General features: G+C 37.9%; 19 protein-coding genes. 10 read left to right on the top strand and 9 right to left on the bottom strand.

Annotated elements, in window-relative coordinates:
- Positions 1 to 186: 186 nt before the first annotated feature.
- The 3 genes from hemW to ruvC are packed head-to-tail and all read right to left on the bottom strand — an operon-like array spanning position 187 to position 2,304.
- Positions 187 to 1,311 (bottom strand): radical SAM family heme chaperone HemW, encoded by a 1,125-nt coding sequence (gene hemW / locus G3I01_RS02790; RefSeq protein ID WP_219550852.1) that lies wholly within the window; start codon positions 1,309 to 1,311, stop codon positions 187 to 189.
- Positions 1,312 to 1,340: 29 nt separating this feature from the next.
- On the bottom strand, positions 1,341 to 1,715 hold the full coding sequence (locus G3I01_RS02785; protein ID WP_219550850.1) for a four helix bundle protein: 375 nt from the start codon (positions 1,713 to 1,715) through the stop codon (positions 1,341 to 1,343).
- A gap of 37 nt (positions 1,716 to 1,752) precedes the next feature.
- Entirely contained in the window at positions 1,753 to 2,304 is a 552-nt protein-coding gene (ruvC, locus tag G3I01_RS02780) for a crossover junction endodeoxyribonuclease RuvC (RefSeq protein WP_219552750.1), read from the bottom strand.
- A gap of 97 nt (positions 2,305 to 2,401) precedes the next feature.
- Here ruvC and G3I01_RS02775 point away from each other — a divergent pair, with 97 nt between their 5' ends.
- A complete protein-coding gene (locus G3I01_RS02775; RefSeq protein ID WP_219550848.1) occupies positions 2,402 to 3,544 on the top strand; it encodes a glycosyltransferase in 1,143 nt (380 codons plus the stop codon).
- A gap of 130 nt (positions 3,545 to 3,674) precedes the next feature.
- Positions 3,675 to 3,965: a YciI-like protein gene (locus tag G3I01_RS02770; RefSeq protein WP_219550846.1), complete on the top strand. Its 291-nt coding sequence runs from the start codon at positions 3,675 to 3,677 to the stop codon at positions 3,963 to 3,965.
- Between the two features lie 10 nt (positions 3,966 to 3,975).
- Here G3I01_RS02770 and G3I01_RS02765 read toward each other — a convergent pair whose 3' ends face one another.
- The 6 genes from G3I01_RS02765 to G3I01_RS02740 all read right to left on the bottom strand — a co-directional run bounded on the left by G3I01_RS02765 (position 3,976) and on the right by G3I01_RS02740 (position 8,474).
- Positions 3,976 to 4,449 (bottom strand): hypothetical protein, encoded by a 474-nt coding sequence (locus G3I01_RS02765; protein ID WP_219550844.1) that lies wholly within the window; start codon positions 4,447 to 4,449, stop codon positions 3,976 to 3,978.
- Positions 4,450 to 4,526: 77 nt separating this feature from the next.
- Positions 4,527 to 4,769, bottom strand: a complete 243-nt coding sequence (locus tag G3I01_RS02760) for a hypothetical protein (RefSeq protein WP_219550842.1) — start codon at positions 4,767 to 4,769, stop codon at positions 4,527 to 4,529.
- Between the two features lie 167 nt (positions 4,770 to 4,936).
- Positions 4,937 to 6,079, bottom strand: a complete 1,143-nt coding sequence (locus tag G3I01_RS02755; RefSeq protein ID WP_219550840.1) for a tetratricopeptide repeat protein — start codon at positions 6,077 to 6,079, stop codon at positions 4,937 to 4,939.
- Between the two features lie 93 nt (positions 6,080 to 6,172).
- On the bottom strand, positions 6,173 to 6,664 hold the full coding sequence (locus G3I01_RS02750) for an energy transducer TonB (protein WP_219550838.1): 492 nt from the start codon (positions 6,662 to 6,664) through the stop codon (positions 6,173 to 6,175).
- 11 nt (positions 6,665 to 6,675) lie between these two features.
- Positions 6,676 to 8,109 carry a M56 family metallopeptidase gene (locus G3I01_RS02745; protein WP_219550836.1) on the bottom strand — a complete coding sequence of 478 codons (1,434 nt, stop codon included), beginning with the start codon at positions 8,107 to 8,109 and terminating at the stop codon, positions 6,676 to 6,678.
- Positions 8,109 to 8,474 carry a BlaI/MecI/CopY family transcriptional regulator gene (locus G3I01_RS02740; RefSeq protein ID WP_219550834.1) on the bottom strand — a complete coding sequence of 122 codons (366 nt, stop codon included), beginning with the start codon at positions 8,472 to 8,474 and terminating at the stop codon, positions 8,109 to 8,111. Before G3I01_RS02740 ends, G3I01_RS02745 begins: the two co-directional genes overlap by 1 nt.
- A gap of 108 nt (positions 8,475 to 8,582) precedes the next feature.
- On the opposite strand from G3I01_RS02740, the gene G3I01_RS02735 reads away from it, so the two are divergent.
- The 8 genes from G3I01_RS02735 (at position 8,583) to G3I01_RS02700 (ending at position 15,309) form a co-directional block, all read left to right on the top strand.
- Complete coding sequence (locus G3I01_RS02735; RefSeq protein ID WP_219550832.1) at positions 8,583 to 9,080, top strand: DUF456 domain-containing protein; 498 nt, start codon at positions 8,583 to 8,585, stop codon at positions 9,078 to 9,080.
- Between the two features lie 59 nt (positions 9,081 to 9,139).
- Positions 9,140 to 10,186, top strand: coding sequence for an NAD(P)/FAD-dependent oxidoreductase (locus G3I01_RS02730; RefSeq protein ID WP_219550830.1), 1,047 nt, complete (start codon positions 9,140 to 9,142; stop codon positions 10,184 to 10,186).
- A gap of 102 nt (positions 10,187 to 10,288) precedes the next feature.
- The gene (locus tag G3I01_RS02725) at positions 10,289 to 10,846 is read left to right on the top strand and encodes a YceI family protein (RefSeq protein ID WP_219550828.1); all 558 of its coding nucleotides are present in this window, start codon (positions 10,289 to 10,291) and stop codon (positions 10,844 to 10,846) included.
- On the top strand, positions 10,843 to 11,751 hold the full coding sequence (locus G3I01_RS02720) for a DUF5777 family beta-barrel protein (RefSeq protein ID WP_219550826.1): 909 nt from the start codon (positions 10,843 to 10,845) through the stop codon (positions 11,749 to 11,751). Before G3I01_RS02725 ends, G3I01_RS02720 begins: the two co-directional genes overlap by 4 nt.
- Before the next feature lie 25 nt (positions 11,752 to 11,776).
- Positions 11,777 to 12,226, top strand: coding sequence for a Rieske (2Fe-2S) protein (locus tag G3I01_RS02715; protein ID WP_219550824.1), 450 nt, complete (start codon positions 11,777 to 11,779; stop codon positions 12,224 to 12,226).
- A 111-nt stretch (positions 12,227 to 12,337) separates the two neighbouring features.
- Positions 12,338 to 13,105, top strand: coding sequence for a TatD family hydrolase (locus G3I01_RS02710; RefSeq protein ID WP_219550822.1), 768 nt, complete (start codon positions 12,338 to 12,340; stop codon positions 13,103 to 13,105).
- A gap of 49 nt (positions 13,106 to 13,154) precedes the next feature.
- Positions 13,155 to 14,291, top strand: a complete 1,137-nt coding sequence (locus tag G3I01_RS02705) for a 1-acyl-sn-glycerol-3-phosphate acyltransferase (protein WP_219550820.1) — start codon at positions 13,155 to 13,157, stop codon at positions 14,289 to 14,291.
- A complete protein-coding gene (locus G3I01_RS02700; RefSeq protein WP_219550818.1) occupies positions 14,281 to 15,309 on the top strand; it encodes an asparaginase in 1,029 nt (342 codons plus the stop codon). Before G3I01_RS02705 ends, G3I01_RS02700 begins: the two co-directional genes overlap by 11 nt.
- Positions 15,310 to 15,347 lie beyond the last annotated feature (38 nt).

Genomic DNA, 15,347 nt, shown 5'->3' with positions numbered 1-15,347 from the left:
ATTGGTCCTAACAAATGTAGTATTTAGTTGAAAATTGATAATGGACAATTGGGATTTATCTCGATTTTGATAAAATCGTCATGCTGAACTTGTTTCAGCATCTCATAATACCCTGAAACAAGTTCAGGGTGACGGATCGGACGGAGTATTAAGGTCTGAGTTTTTGCTTTGCGTCTGGATAAGCCATTAATCTATATAGAAAAGATCTGCTGCGATCCCGTCACTAAGGAATTTTCCTTTGGGAGTGATATGAAAAGTGTTTCCAATTTTTTCTATGAGTCCGTCATCTTGAAATTTACCGGTTTCCATTAAAAAATGATCACGGTATTTTTCTCCAAATTTTTGCTGAATATCATCTGTGGAAACACCAAATTTGGTTCGGAGCCTTGTCATTACATATTCATTATAAGTATCGGTGGTGGAAAGTTTTTCGGTTTGCTGAGGTAAATTTCCGGCTTCAATGGCTTTTATATACAGCGTGTTATTGCTGATATTCCATTTTCTGGAAGTGCCATCATAGGAATGTGCTGATGGGCCAATTCCCAGGTAAGATTTTCCCAGCCAGTAAGCCATATTGTTCTGAGAATGATAACGGGGTTTTCCGTAATTCGAAAATTCATAATGCTCAAATCCGTTTGTGGTGAGCTTGTTTACCAGAATATCGAATTGCTCCCGGTAGGTTTCATCTTCTACCGGCTTGACCTTACCTTTTTCTATGAATTTTTCAAGAGCGGTTTTTGGTTCTACGGTGAGCGCGTAACTTGAAATATGCGGAATATCAAGCTCAAGGGCTTTGTTTAAATTCTCTATCCATTGTTCATTTGATTGCCCGGGAATCCCGTAGATAAGATCGATGCTGATATTATCAAAATATTGCTTTGCTAGCTGAAGACAGGTCAGTGCTTCTTCAGAATTATGAGCCCGGTTCATCAATTTAAGATCCTCTTCAAAAAATGACTGCACTCCAATACTCAATCGATTCACCGGAGAAGCATCTAACATTTTGATCACTTCTTCTGATAGATCATCGGGATTTGCCTCAAGCGTGATTTCGGCATTTTCAGAAACATCGAAATGTTTAAAGATCGTTTTGAAGATCAGTTTTAATTCTTCAGAATTCAGTAGGGAAGGAGTTCCACCGCCAAAATAGATAGTTTGAATTTGCTGTCCTATTTCGTCCTTTCTCAGTTCCAGCTCCCTGCAAAGCATTTCCACCAACTCGGTTTTCTTTTTCGTGGAAGTCGAAAAGTGGAAATCACAGTAATGGCAAGCCTGCCTGCAAAAAGGAATATGTATGTATATACCGCTCATAACAATGATCAATTAACAATAAGCAATTATCAGTTATTAGATTTGGGTTTAATTCGGGTTGACTTAAGAATAGAATATAAAATTTTAGAAAGCTCATCTGTAGATTCAAACAAAGATTGAAATTTCTCTTCCTCCAGATAATCTGAATCTTTTAATAATCTTAACCAGTATTTTGTTTCTAGACTTTCCTTATACGCTATAGAAATTTTTGCTGAAAAATCAGAATTGGAGATTGCTCCGTTAGCCTCAGCTACATTTGCTCCTATTGAAGTTCCTGATTTGAGAAGTTGCCTTGATAAAACATATTCTTTTTCGATGCTTAGTTTTTTATAAAGGCTAACAATATTCAATGCGAACTGATAAGACTTGTCTGATAATACATTCTTTTTCTCTAGTTCTGACATTTTCCGATGTTTATTGATAATTGTTAACTGCTAATTGTCACTTTATTTTATTAGGATTTTGCTTAACAAACGCATCCCAGCCGGTATAGCTTTTTCCTATTTCGGTCTTGCCAGAATTATAGAAATGACAAACCGCGGCGGCAAGTCCATCGGTAGCATCCAGGTTTTTAGGAAGCTTTCCAATATTCAACTGACTTTGTAACATTTTTGCCACCTGTTCCTTACTGGCATTTCCGTTTCCCGTAATGGCCATTTTTATCTTTTTCGGTAGGTATTCGGTAATAGGAATTTCTCTGGAAAGTCCGGCGGCCATGGCGACTCCCTGCGCCCGTCCCAGTTTAAGCATCGACTGAACGTTCTTTCCGAAGAAAGGAGCTTCAATGGCGATCTCATCAGGATGGTAATTATCGATAAGTTCAATAGTGCGTTCAAAGATTAGTTTCAGCTTTTTATAATGATCACTGTATTTGCTCAGCTGGAGTTCATTCATCTGGATAAAACTCATCTTTTTGTTTTCCACTTTTATGAGACCGAAACCCATAATAGTGGTTCCCGGGTCGATGCCAAGAATGATCCTTTCGCCTTTCAAAACTGATTTTTCCGAAGATTTGCTCACAAAAATTACCTAATTTGGGACTTTCACAAAGCTAAACAATTCTGCACTGCCAGCATCAAACTTATCGGTTATGCTTTTGCTGATCTTATTCGGACTCATTACGGCAGCCTATCTTGGGCTTATCATTTCCTTTCTTTACGGATGGAAGCGAATTCCCGATTTTCAATTGAAAGGTCTTTCCGCGGAAAACACTTTTTCCATAGTCATTCCTTACCGGAACGAAGCCGGGAATTTACCTGCACTTTTAAGATCACTTTCCGGAATTACATATCCTACAGAAAAATTTGAGATCATTCTTGTAAATGATGGCTCTAAAGATAATTCCAGGGAGATCTGCGAAACTTTTTTGAAGGATTTTCCTTTGTTCAATATTCGTTTGCTTGAAAATGAAAGGCAGACTAATTCTCCTAAAAAGGATGCGATAAGAACTGCAATAGAAAATTCGAATTTTGACTATGTCGCTACAACGGATGCCGATTGTGTGATCCCGCCTAACTGGTTGCATTTTTTTGATGAGATGATCAGGGAGAATAATTCTGAAATGATAGCCGGACCGGTGGGGTTTATCCAAAAGTCAGGAATAAAGAAACCATATTTTCAGAATTTTGAAGAAATGGATTTTATGAGTTTACAGGCATCTACTATTGGAGCTTTCGGGATCGAAAAAGCTTTTATGTGTAACGGGGCCAATCTTTGCTATAAGAAAGCTTTATTTCTGGAAGGATCAGGTTTTACAGAGAATGAAGATTTAGCGAGTGGAGACGATGTCTTCCTGTTACAGGGTTTTCGAAAAAAAGGCAAAAAGGTAGCCTTTATAAAATCTGCAAAGGCTACAGTTTTTACCAATTATCAAAATAATCTCCATGAGTTAGTTCAGCAGCGAATAAGATGGGCAGCGAAAACTTCGGCATATACCAGTGTTTTTGCAAAATTTACCGGAGTCATTGTTTTTCTAATGAACCTGTCGCTTTTAATTTTCACGTTCCTGGCCTTTATAGATCTGTTTCCATATCAATATCTAATGCTTTTCTTTCTAGTAAAATTCAATGTAGATTTTATTCTGATCTTTATGGCAGTGAAATTTATGAATCGGGAGAGCTTAATGCGTCATTATTTGTGGTGTAGTATTGCTTATCCTTTTTTTAGCGTGTATGTTGCAGGTCTTTCCCTTTTTAAGGGTTATGAATGGAAAGGGAGAAGGTTTAAAAGGTAGTTGAGAATTGAAAGTGGATAATTGTGATTTATTTACTTCGTTGGGAATGATAAAATCAAATTGTTAGAATTTCGTCATCTTGAAACGATGCTTCGGGAAAGCATGACGGTAAAACTTAAAAATTTTAAATATGAATTATTACATACTTAATTACAAACTGGCAGATAATTATCTTGAAGACCGAGGTCAGTACAGAGCAGAACATCTAGGGATGGCCAAAGAAGCTGCCGAAAAAGGTGAGCTTGTTTTGGGTGGTGCGCTAGACGAACCGGCAGACCAGGCATTCCTGATTTTCCGTGGAGAAAATGATCAAACAGCAACTGCTTTCGCCGAGAATGATCCCTATGTGAAAAATGGGTTGATCAAAGAATGGGAAGTGAGAAAATGGAATGCTGTAGTAGGTAGTAGAATTGAAAATTGATCAAATAAGCTTATTCGGCTTTTACCACCACCGGCATTTTAAAAACCGTGGAAACGGGAATTCCGCGTTTGCTTGCAGGATAGATCTTAGGTAGGGAATCAATGCTTTGTCTTAGCCATTGTTCAATTTCCGGCAACTGATTGGTTACAGTAGTATCAATCTTTACCGAATCTATTTGAGGTTTTCCCTCCTTGGTGATTTCAAGATAAATGAAAAGAGTGTCGTTAATACTTTCGGTTACTACTGGTTGCTGGCTAGATAAAAATGAATAGATAGTCGTGGCAACCTGCTTTTCAAAGCAATTTTTGGCTGCAGCAAGTCCGTTGGCATTCTTGCAATTCTCGAAAGCGGGATATTCATCTACTTCCTTCCAGTTAAGGGAGCGTGATTCCTGCTCCAGAACCTCTTCGGAAGAGATCTTCTTAGTTTCAAAATTGCAGGAAGTTAGTATTAAAGTAAATACAAAAAGTAAAACTTTTTTCATTGGCAATCCGCTTTCGGAATCCAAAAATAGTGAATTATAGCAGGTTAGGAAAAATTGAACAGATTAAAAATTAACAATCAATTTTCAACTGCCTTTAAATCCAATTTCCGGACGCTATTTTGCCAGTTGGAAGCGTTTATATCCAGTTCATTTGTTTCCAATAAATAACGTTCGGTTCTGGTGTTTGAAGGATGAAAGGCTTTGATAAGCTGGTTATTCACATTCATGATCAACCCCAGGTGTAAATTGCGATCGGCATAAATCCTATAAAGAACATTGTCATCATAAAAGGCATTTTTCTTAAACGCATAGTCGCTCATTTCCTGTTCAATGTTATCGGCTTGAATAGGTGTATCCTCGAGATAAACCTGCGCTTCACTGTCTATAAAAACATCGACAGTAAAAACATCTTCTGTCTCCTGGGCTATAGTTGTGCCCAGGCTAAATAATGTGACTAGTAATATGAAATATTTCAGAATTCTCTGACTTATTTAGAAAGGTGGATCTCTTTTTTTAATTCGCTGATTCGATATTCTGCCAGGGAAAGCATGTCTTTTCGGCCATGTTCAGCATACTTGTTAACGAAATCCTGATAAAGTTTCAGTACATCCTGTTTATTTTCAAAATGCCCGTCGGCTGCGATTGCAAGTTCTATAAGTGCCCGTTCATTATCCTGATTTTCCTTAAGAGCCTTCTGAAAACTGATATAGGCACTTCTTGATTCCTCCTGCCTTTTGTAAGCTAAGCCAAGATTTACATATTCATTGTCTACAGGCTGATCTTTGATTAAAAGAGCAGTGGTAAAATGTTCCTGAGCTTTAACAGCTTCATTTATTTTGAGGTATAGCACTCCTAGATTCGAATGAACCGCACCGTTCATGTTGTTAATGTCAAGCATCTTTTTATAGGTCTCAATTGCTTTTTCTGGCTGTGAAGTAACACGATAAGCTTTGGCCAGTTTTTCCAGGATAAATTCTGATCCTTCTCCAAGCTCGATTAGTTTTTCATAAGGAGCAATGGCCTTTTCAAACTGCAGAGATCTGGAGTATGATTGGCCTAAAATTGACAATAATGAAATATTGTTCGGACGAACCTTTAAGCCCTTATTGCAAAGAGAAATGGCGTTGTAAGATTTGCCATTCTTTAAAAAGTGTTTGGACGTTTTATACAAGGCACCCTGATGGGTGAAATCTTTAGTGAGAGTTTTGAAAAAGTACCTTATTGCAATAGTATCCTTTTTCTTTTCCTTAGCTAGTCCAACTCTATAAATAAATCCTGCGTTGTCGGGATATTTTTCGCTGAGGTTACTGAATAGGCTATCTGCCTGATCATATTTTCCAGCTTCCAGCATTAATTCTCCGTAATCAATGGAAGTTAGAATTCTATCAGGGTTACGTTTTAAAACTTTTTCGTAATTCTGAAGGGCCTCATCTGTTTGACCTGATTGTTGCTGAAGTTTAGCTATTTTCAAATATACTTTATCAGATTTTTGTTCGAGGCTGTCCAGCAAGCTTATTGCTTCCTGTTGTTTTCCTACGGCAGCCAGACTGTCTGCAATACTTAAAGTTGGAGCCTGAGCCCCAACTTTAAAACAAATCAAACAAAATAAAATCAGTAAAAATTTTCTCATACCGTTATTTAAAAGGTAATTGATAAAAAGTGCATCATGTTGCCCCTGATTCTCCATTTTAATTCAGACTTTTATTTGAAGAAATAAAACCAATTATCCTTTTTTAGTTTCTTTTTCGGGTACTGCAAATTCGATAGGTAAAGAATACATTATCGCAACATTTTTACCCTCCATTTGCGCTGGTTTCATTTTAGGGAGATTTTTTATTACCCGGTTCGCTTCGTTTTGCAATGCTTCTCTTTTTTTGGAATCATCTGCTAAAGATCTGGACCGTACTTTATGAACCTCTCCGTTTTCATCAATTTTGAACTGGACAATGATTCGTGTCCTTCCTTCAATATTCAGTTTTTTCCCCAGGCCAGTGTTGAAATTAGTATTTACATGATTGGTGATATTTTCCACCGTACAATCTTTTAATTGATCTCCCTTAAGATTTTCACATCCCGGATATGCCGGAGCTTCATCTACTACCGCGAACGGTATGGCATCCCCTTCGAAGGAATCTTCTTTTTCCTGACAGAATCCTGAAAGACTTAACAGGGAGAGAAAAAATGAAAGTATGAGACTTGTATTTAAATTTTTCATAATAAAGTTTTTTAAGATTGATCAACTATTTTAAAGGCGATTGGTAACGAATACATTACACTCACTTTTCTTCCATCATGAATTCCAGGTTCCATTTGAGGAAGACTCGAAATAACTCTTTTCGCTTCAGCTTCAAGTTTCGCATGGGGCGCTCTGGCTCTTACATCTACAACTTTACCAGTCTCATCTATTCTAAATTGAACGATGACCCGATTAATACCGGTTAGTCCAAGTTGTTTGCCAAGATCTGTATTGAAATTCTTATTGACGAAATTCGATATTTCGCTTGAGGTGCAATTTTTTCTAACATCATCAAGATATTGTTCACATCCCGGAAAAGCAGGTACTATTTCTGTGACAGCATAAGGGACTTTAGTTAAATATTTTTCCGTGCCTTTCTGCGCATTAGTTTTCTTTTGAATGGAATTGAGATTTCCTTCTTCTCTTCTTTTAAGTAGTTTTACGTAAATTTCTTTCTCGGTTTCAGAAAGGTTCTCCTTATCCTTTAAAGCTTCCAGTAACAATTCCATTTGCTGATCTACGTCGGTAACTTGATTGTTATTCGGATCCAAATTATCTTCACTACAGGCCACATAGGTAAGCATGCTCAGCATAAGCGGAACAATAAGTAGAAACTTGAATTTAGATAGTTTTGATGATTTGTTTTTCTGTAACATAAATATTCGTTTTTTGATTAATGAATGATTAAAAAATTGATTGATAAATGAAATGTTCTGGGTGCTGAAAACGGTATTCAGCAACTGCTGATAATATGATTGCTTGTCGGTGGTCTTCACTACTTCATCATCTGCGATGAACTCGTGCAGCCCGGCGATGCGTGACTGGTAGACATAGATAAGCGGGTTAAACCAGAAGATGATCTTCATGATCTCGAAAAAGATGAGATCCAGGCTGTGTTTATGTTTTACATGTACCAGTTCATGAGAAAGGATCTGGTTTTTCTCATTTTCTGAAAGCTGATCTCCCAGGAAAATGGTATTTAAGAAGGTACAGGCGATATTAGAATTTGGGACCTCGATGATCTTAAAATCCTTCTCTTCGGTAATTTTTCTAAATCGGAATAGCCGGTTCAGGCTATGATATTTTTTCAGGAAAAGGAAAAAGCTCACGGCGAATCCAGCCAGATAGGTAAGGTACCACCAGTTTATTTCCAGTCCGGGACTAGCCTGACTTGCGGTTTGGTTACCAATTTGAGCAACAGGTTTATTTCCTATAAATACTTCTGGCAACTGAATGCCGGTGTTCTGTGGTACGGCTTCTACCAGGAATTCCAGTTTCAGGAATGGGATAAGAAATGCCAAAATTGGCGTGGCTAGTAAATAAAGCCGGTTGTAATTGAAAAATGTTTCCTTTTTCAGAAATACTTCAAAAACGAGTAAAAACCCCAGCTGAAATAATATGACCTCTATAATATACGTATACATCACTTTTCTTTTTCTTTATCGATCTCCTTTAAGATCTTTTCCAGCTCTTGTGTACTTAGATCGTTCTTTTTCATAAAAAATGAAACCATACTTTTAAATGAACCATTGAAATAGTTATTCATCAACTGATTGATGCTTTGGTTGCTGTAAGTTTCCTTTTCAAGTTTCGGGAAATAGATATATCCCTTTCCTTTCTGGCGATGATCTACAAAACCCTTGCTCTCCAAAATCCTCACGATGGTTGAAACCGTGTTGTAAGCAGGTTTTGGCTCGGGCATGTTTTCAATGATTCCCGCAACATTAGCTTCTTTAAGCTCCCATAAGATCTGCATGATCTCTTCTTCTGCTTTGGTGAGTTGTTTCATTTTTAATGATTTTGTTTCTGCTAATATAAACTAATTATTTAGTTTGAACTAATTTTTTAGTTTAAAATTATTTTTAAGTTGATTATATTCGTTAATCAAAATTGGAGAATGGAAATAATCTTATTAATAATTGCCGGCGTATTTATGATCCTTGGTGTCTTGGGAAGTTTTCTTCCCGTATTGCCAGGAGTGCCTTTAAGTTGGATGGGTCTATTGATCTTTTACTTGATTCCTGAGATAGAGATGAATTATCTATTTTTAGGTATAACTCTCGCTGTGACCGTTATAATATATGTATTGGATCTCGTGATCCCGGCACTGGGTACCAAAAGATTTGGTGGTAGTAGAAAAGGTATGATTGGCGCTACTATAGGTCTGGTGGTTGGAATTTTTGCACCCATTCCCTTCGCCATTTTAATTGGTCCTTTTGTAGGTGCATTCATTGGTGAGATCATAAATAAAAGTGATTCCAGAACGGCTGGGAAAGCTGCTTTTGGTTCATTTGTAGGTTTGTTAGCCTCAAGTTTTATGGAGTTTATTGTGACCTTTGCCTTTCTTATTCTATTCCTTTATCAATTCTGGACCTATAAAGCACTCATTTTCTAGAGTCTGTTAATTTTCAGAAACCTTTAATTAGCCTTACTTTTGCGAAAAATATGAAAGTGATGCTGGATTTTATTATTGTAGGAGCTGCACAGGCCGGTTTGGCTATGGCTTACTATCTAAAAGAGCAGGGGAAGAATTTCCTGGTCGTAGATAAAGAGTCTGAAATAGGTGCATCCTGGCTTAATAGATGGGATTCGCTTACTTTATTTACTCCTTCTGAATTCAATAATATGCCTGGAATGGAATTTCCCGCAAAAAAAGGTCATTATCCTTCAAAGACTGAAGTCGCGAAATATTTTAAAGACTACGTTGAAGAATTCGATTTTCCAATTCAGTTGAACACCTTAATTGAAAATATATCCAAAGAATCGGATCATTTTATATTGAAAAGTCCGCAGGGAGATCTTGAAGCCAGAAACGTGGTGATCGCGACCGGGCCTTTCCATATTCCTTATACGCCTCCATTTTCCAAAAAGATAGACGAGGATATTTTCCAGATACATAGTAATTATTACAAGAACCCAGATCAACTTCAGGAAGGCAAGGTAATGGTTGTTGGTGCTGGAGATAGCGGATTTCAGATCCTTGACGAGGTTTCCAAGGATAAGCGTGGTGTTTATTTTTCGGGTACCACAGATGTAAAAGTGCTTCCACAGGAAATATTAGGTAAAACCTTATGGTGGTGGTTTACGAAATCCGGATTCTTAAGTTTTAGCAGGGATACCTGGCTGGGGAGAAAGATTTCAAACAGTCGGCAGCCTGTGATTGGCACTCCGGTAAAGGAAATTCTGGAAAGAGATAACGTAGAGCCGGTTGGGAAAACCAAAAATGCTGAAGGAGAATTAATAGTAACAGAAAAGAAAAAGATCAAGGATCTTAGAAATATCATCTGGGCAACTGGTTACAGGCCTAATTTCAGCTGGATAGAAGGTCTGGAGCTGGTGAAAAACGGTTATCCTGAGCATTACCGGGGAGTAAGTAATATTGAAGGGCTCTACTTTATTGGATTGCCATGGTTGCATACCAGGGGCTCTGCTACTCTGGGAGGTATTAAAAAGGACGCAAAATACCTTTCAGAATATATTATCAAAAATGAAAGGAATTAACAATTTAAGCATGGAATAATTCTGTTTTTTAATAAATATTGTTTAAATTTATAAGGGCATAGGTTAAAACTATAGCCCTTTATTTTTTCGTAAATATTTGATATGCGTCTTTACCTGATTCTTATATTGACGATTCTTCTCTCGAATAATAATTCGATAAATGCTCAATTCTACCAGACAACAACAGCCGAGGTTAGTTTTTTTTCATCAGCGCCAGTAGAAGATATTGAGGCGATTTCTAAGGAAGGTGTTTCGGTAATTAATTCTGATAATGGTGCAATTTCTTTTAAGGTAAAGATGAGGTCTTTCATATTTGAAAAGTCCTTGATGCAGGAGCATTTCAATGAGAACTACGTGGAAAGCGAAAAATTCCCCGAAGCGAGCTTTAAAGGTGAAAGTGTTGGTAAGATAGATCTGGAGTCTCGATCTCCACAACAATTAATTATGAAGGGTGTGTTTACCGTGCATGGAGTTTCAAAACAACGGGAGTTTCCTGTTACTCTCACTGTAAAAGACAACGGGAAGGTCTTAAAGTTGGAATCTCAATTTGAAGTGGCTTGTGAAGATCATGATATTAAGATCCCTAAGATTCTCTGGGAGAACATTGCTGAAGTGATAGAGGTAAGTGTAAATGCAGATTATCAAATCATAAAAAAATGAAAAGAATATTACTAATTCCGGTTTTTCTTATCTGTGCTTTTATGCATGCTCAGGATGTTGATAGTATTATGGCAGATATTTCTGAAGAAAAAGATTATAAAATACAGGCGACTTTTAAAAGTCCGAGACTGGTGTTATTGCAGACTAATGAAACACAGAAAGCTAAAAACCTGGCTTTTTGGGTGGGTCATAGGTTTGGCGATATTGGAGGAGAATTTGGAGGTTCACATACGTTATTTGGTCTTGATGTAGCCACCGATCTTTATTTGGGGTTTGATTATGGGATCACAGATGCGTTGACGGTAGGGATTGGTAGAAGTAAATTCAATGAATCTTATAGTGGCCTTGTAAAATACAGGTTGCTGTGGCAGGATGAAGAAGGAATGCCGGTTTCGGTAACCTTATTTGGGCAGAGTAGCTGGATTACCCGGAAGCCATTTTCAAATAATGAATTTGATAAAGAATCTGATCGAATTTCACATTTCTTACAGGTTATCATGGCAAGAAAATTTAGTCCCGGTATTTCAATAATGATCGCCCCGGGTTATTTATTCAGGCCAGAAGCGCAAATTCAGGATTTTGAAGATTCAGAAAATCTATTTGCTCTGGGTTTTGGGGCCAGGTTTAAAATTTTCAAACGAATATCTATTATCGCAGATTATACTATAGTTAATGGGTTAAGTAGGCCAGATGATCTTCAAACAGATTATTACAATCCTTTTGGTGTGGGCGTAGAAATTGAGACAGGTGGGCATGTTTTCGCCCTTAACTTCCAGAATTCCCAGGCTATTATAGCAAACAATTTTATAGCAAATACTACAAAAAGCTGGTCTGATGGTGGGGTCAGGTTTGGATTTATGATATCGAGGAATTTCAATCTCGGCCCTAAAAAAATACGTAATTGAATGTTGGTTTAAAAATCATATTATCATGAAAAGAGGTGAGTTTTTAGTCAAGGGTGTATTGCTGGCTTGTTCTGGTGCATGTGCATTGTCAGCTTGTAGTTCAGGCGATGATGGTGGTGGAGGTACTCCTAATCCTCCGGGAAATGGGGGTGGTCCTACAGCGGTATCGGTCAATCTTTCTAATTTAGCTGAAATTGGTGATCAGGTTACCAGTGGCGGAGTTCTTTTTTTCCGAATAGGTGAAGGTAATACTTCCGCAGATTTTGTTGCTACAGAAGCTGTTTGTCCTCATCAGGGAGGTCAGCTTGTTTGGGTAGAAGAAGAGGGGTATATAGAATGTCAGTTGCATTTTTCGCGTTATGAGGAAGATGGAGATGTGATTCGTGGACCTCAGAATGAACCTGGAAGCACGAGAGATTTAGAGGTGTATTCTACCACCATAAGTTCGACCACTATTACTGCTACTGTTAGCTAGTTAAAAGGTTTTTTAGAACCATGCGACCTGGAGATCCTCCAGAGGAGCTTTTATTGTATTTATATTACTGCCAGTTTTATCATTCTGCTATCTTCTCTTACTTTTGCAGCTATGATAATTACAGATACCCACACCCATTTATATAGTGAAGCATTCGATGAGGACCGTATGGAAATGATCCAGGTTGCTATAGATAACAACATTAAAAGATTTTTTATTCCGGCGATAGATTCTGAAACTACTCAAAGTATGTATGAGCTGGAAAAAGCTTATCCTGACAATATCTTTTTAATGATGGGTCTTCATCCTACGCACGTGAAGGAGAATTTCGAAGAAGAATTGAAGCATGTTGAAGGTGAACTTAATAAAAGAAAGTTTTATGCAGTTGGCGAGATAGGGATCGATCTGTATTGGGATAAATCTACCCTCGAGATCCAGAAAAAAGCTTTTAAAAGGCAAATTCAGATGGCAAAGGATAGGAATTTACCTATCGTGATCCATTGTCGTGATGCTTTTGATGAGATATTCGAGGTCCTCGAAGAGGTGAAAGATGATAAACTCTTTGGAATTTTTCATTGTTTCACCGGAAATCTTGAACAGGCTAAACAGGCTCTTTCCTATAATATGAAATTGGGTATTGGAGGTGTGGTTACCTTTAAAAATGGCGGAGTAGATAAATTCATAAGCGAGATCCCATTAGAGGAGATCGTTCTGGAAACCGATTCACCCTACCTGGCGCCAGCGCCTTTCCGCGGAAAAAGGAATGACCCTGTTTATATTCTAAAAGTTGCCGAAAAGCTGGCCGCCTTATATGATTTATCAATTGAAGAAGTGGCTGGGATAACTACAAAAAACTCGAAGGAAGTTTTCGGAATTTAAAGCTGTTAAAGAGATTTTTTGTTCATTTGTCAAAATAATTTTGGAATAGGTGCGAAATTTTGATGATATAAGATTTTATAAGGATGAAGAGGTTAATCCGGCCTTGAAGGAGTATGTGAATCATCCTATGGTAAAAGCCTTGCTGCAGTTCACTTTTCCTGAACTAAAGTTCAGCGATATTCAGGCAATTGTTGAGGAATGTCACTCAATTGAAGATTTTCAAAGTAAAGTGATCTACCTGAGTGTTGAGAAGGTACTTGAAAAAACAAGCGAAGGTTTAAGTGATAACGGTTTTGATGAGCTGGATCCTTCAGAATCCTATTTTTATATTTCCAACCACCGGGATATTATTCTGGATACTTCCCTGATCAATTACAATCTATATAATCACGACCTGGTAATGACCGCGTCGGCAATTGGTGATAACCTGGTGCAGAAACCTTTTTTAATGGCTCTGTCCAAACTGAATCGTAATTTCCTGGTGTTAAGAAACCAGAGTCCGCGGGAAATGTTGAAAAGTTCAATGAAGCTTTCAGAATATATCAGAACCCTGTTGCTGGAAGAACAGCGTTCAGTATGGATGGCTCAAAGAGAAGGAAGAACTAAGGACGGTAATGACTTCACGCAACAGGGAGTGTTGAAGATGTTGGGAATGGCCAAAGGGGATATGGATATTCTCGATTATTTCGCTAAACTTAAGATAGTGCCGGTAGCCATTTCGTATGAGCTGGATCCAACAGATATGCTGAAGATGCCTGAAGTTCTCGCGAAGAGAATGAAAGAGGAGTACAAGAAAACAGCCAACGAAGATTTTAATAGTATCATGCAGGGTGCCATGGGCCAGAAAGGTCGAATCCAGATCAATGCTGGACAGGTGCTTACCTCAGAAGATTTTGATACTATTCGGGAAAAGGATCTTTCTATTAATGAGCAGTTGAAAGAAGTTGCGACATTGATAGATAATGCTATTTACCGCAATTATAAGCTCTGGCCGGCTAATTATATCGCCTATGATCTGCTTAAGAATGAATCCAGGTTTGAAGATCATTATACCGAAAAAGAAAAAAGACAGTTCGATCGCCGTATTTCCAGAAGGGTGGATGTGAAAAATCCTCTGGCTTTAAACAGCTACTTATTAATGTATGCGAATCCTGTGATCAATAAAATGTCTTTGAATGAAGAATAACTCCAGAATACTACTTATTTATACCGGAGGTACCATCGGTATGATCAAGGATTATGAGTCCGGAGCTTTAAAAGCCTTCAATTTTGATGAGCTTTTGCAGAATATTCCGGAATTGAAGATCCTGGAACATGAGATAGAAACCCTGAGTTTCGAAAATCCTATTGATTCATCTAATATGAATCCCGCTTATTGGGAACTGATCGCCAGAACGATCAATGATCATTATGATCTCTATGACGGATTTGTGGTTTTACATGGAAGTGATACTATGTCTTACACAGCATCTGCACTGAGCTTTATGTTCGAGAATCTCACCAAGCCCATTATTTTTACAGGATCGCAATTACCTATTGGAGATCTTAGAACGGACGCTAAGGAGAATTTGATAACCAGTATACAGATCGCCGGACTTCAAAAGAACGGTAGACCTGTAATTACTGAAGTGGGTCTATATTTTGAATATAAGCTCTATCGCGCCAATAGAACGACAAAGGTAAATGCCGAGCATTTCCAGGCATTTGCATCCATGAATCATCCTGCTTTGGCGGAGTCTGGAGTATATTTATCTGTAAATTATAAGTCATTATGGAAGCCAAACCGAAAACAAAAGACTAAATTACATACAGGATTCGATAATGAGGTGCTTGTATTAAAGATGTTCCCGGGAATTTCTAAAAGTACGGTGGAGCATATCTTATCCAAGGAAAATCTAAAAGGAGTGGTCCTGGAGACCTATGGAAGCGGGAATGCTCCAAATGCGCCCTGGTTCCTTGATATTTTACGGGAAAAGATCAAAAAGGGTCTTAGAGTGATAAATGTTACTCAGTGTATTGGAGGTAGTGTGACCATGGGGCAATATGAGACCAGTGTTGGAATGAAGAGGATAGGGGTAGTGTCTGGAAAAGACATTACTACAGAAGCAGCGATCTCAAAATTGATGTACTTATTGGGGAAAGATTTGTCTCCTAAAGTGTTCAAGACGATCTATGAAACATCTTTAAGAGGGGAAATGTCCTAAAATTAACGGCAGGTACTTGACGGACAAGTTTTTTTTTT

Origin of the sequence: Gramella sp. MT6, assembly GCF_019357415.1 — a bacterium.
Classification (GTDB): domain Bacteria; phylum Bacteroidota; class Bacteroidia; order Flavobacteriales; family Flavobacteriaceae; genus Christiangramia.
The sequence above is the reverse complement of the archived record's forward strand: the minus strand, read 5'-3'. Positions and strand labels throughout refer to the sequence as shown.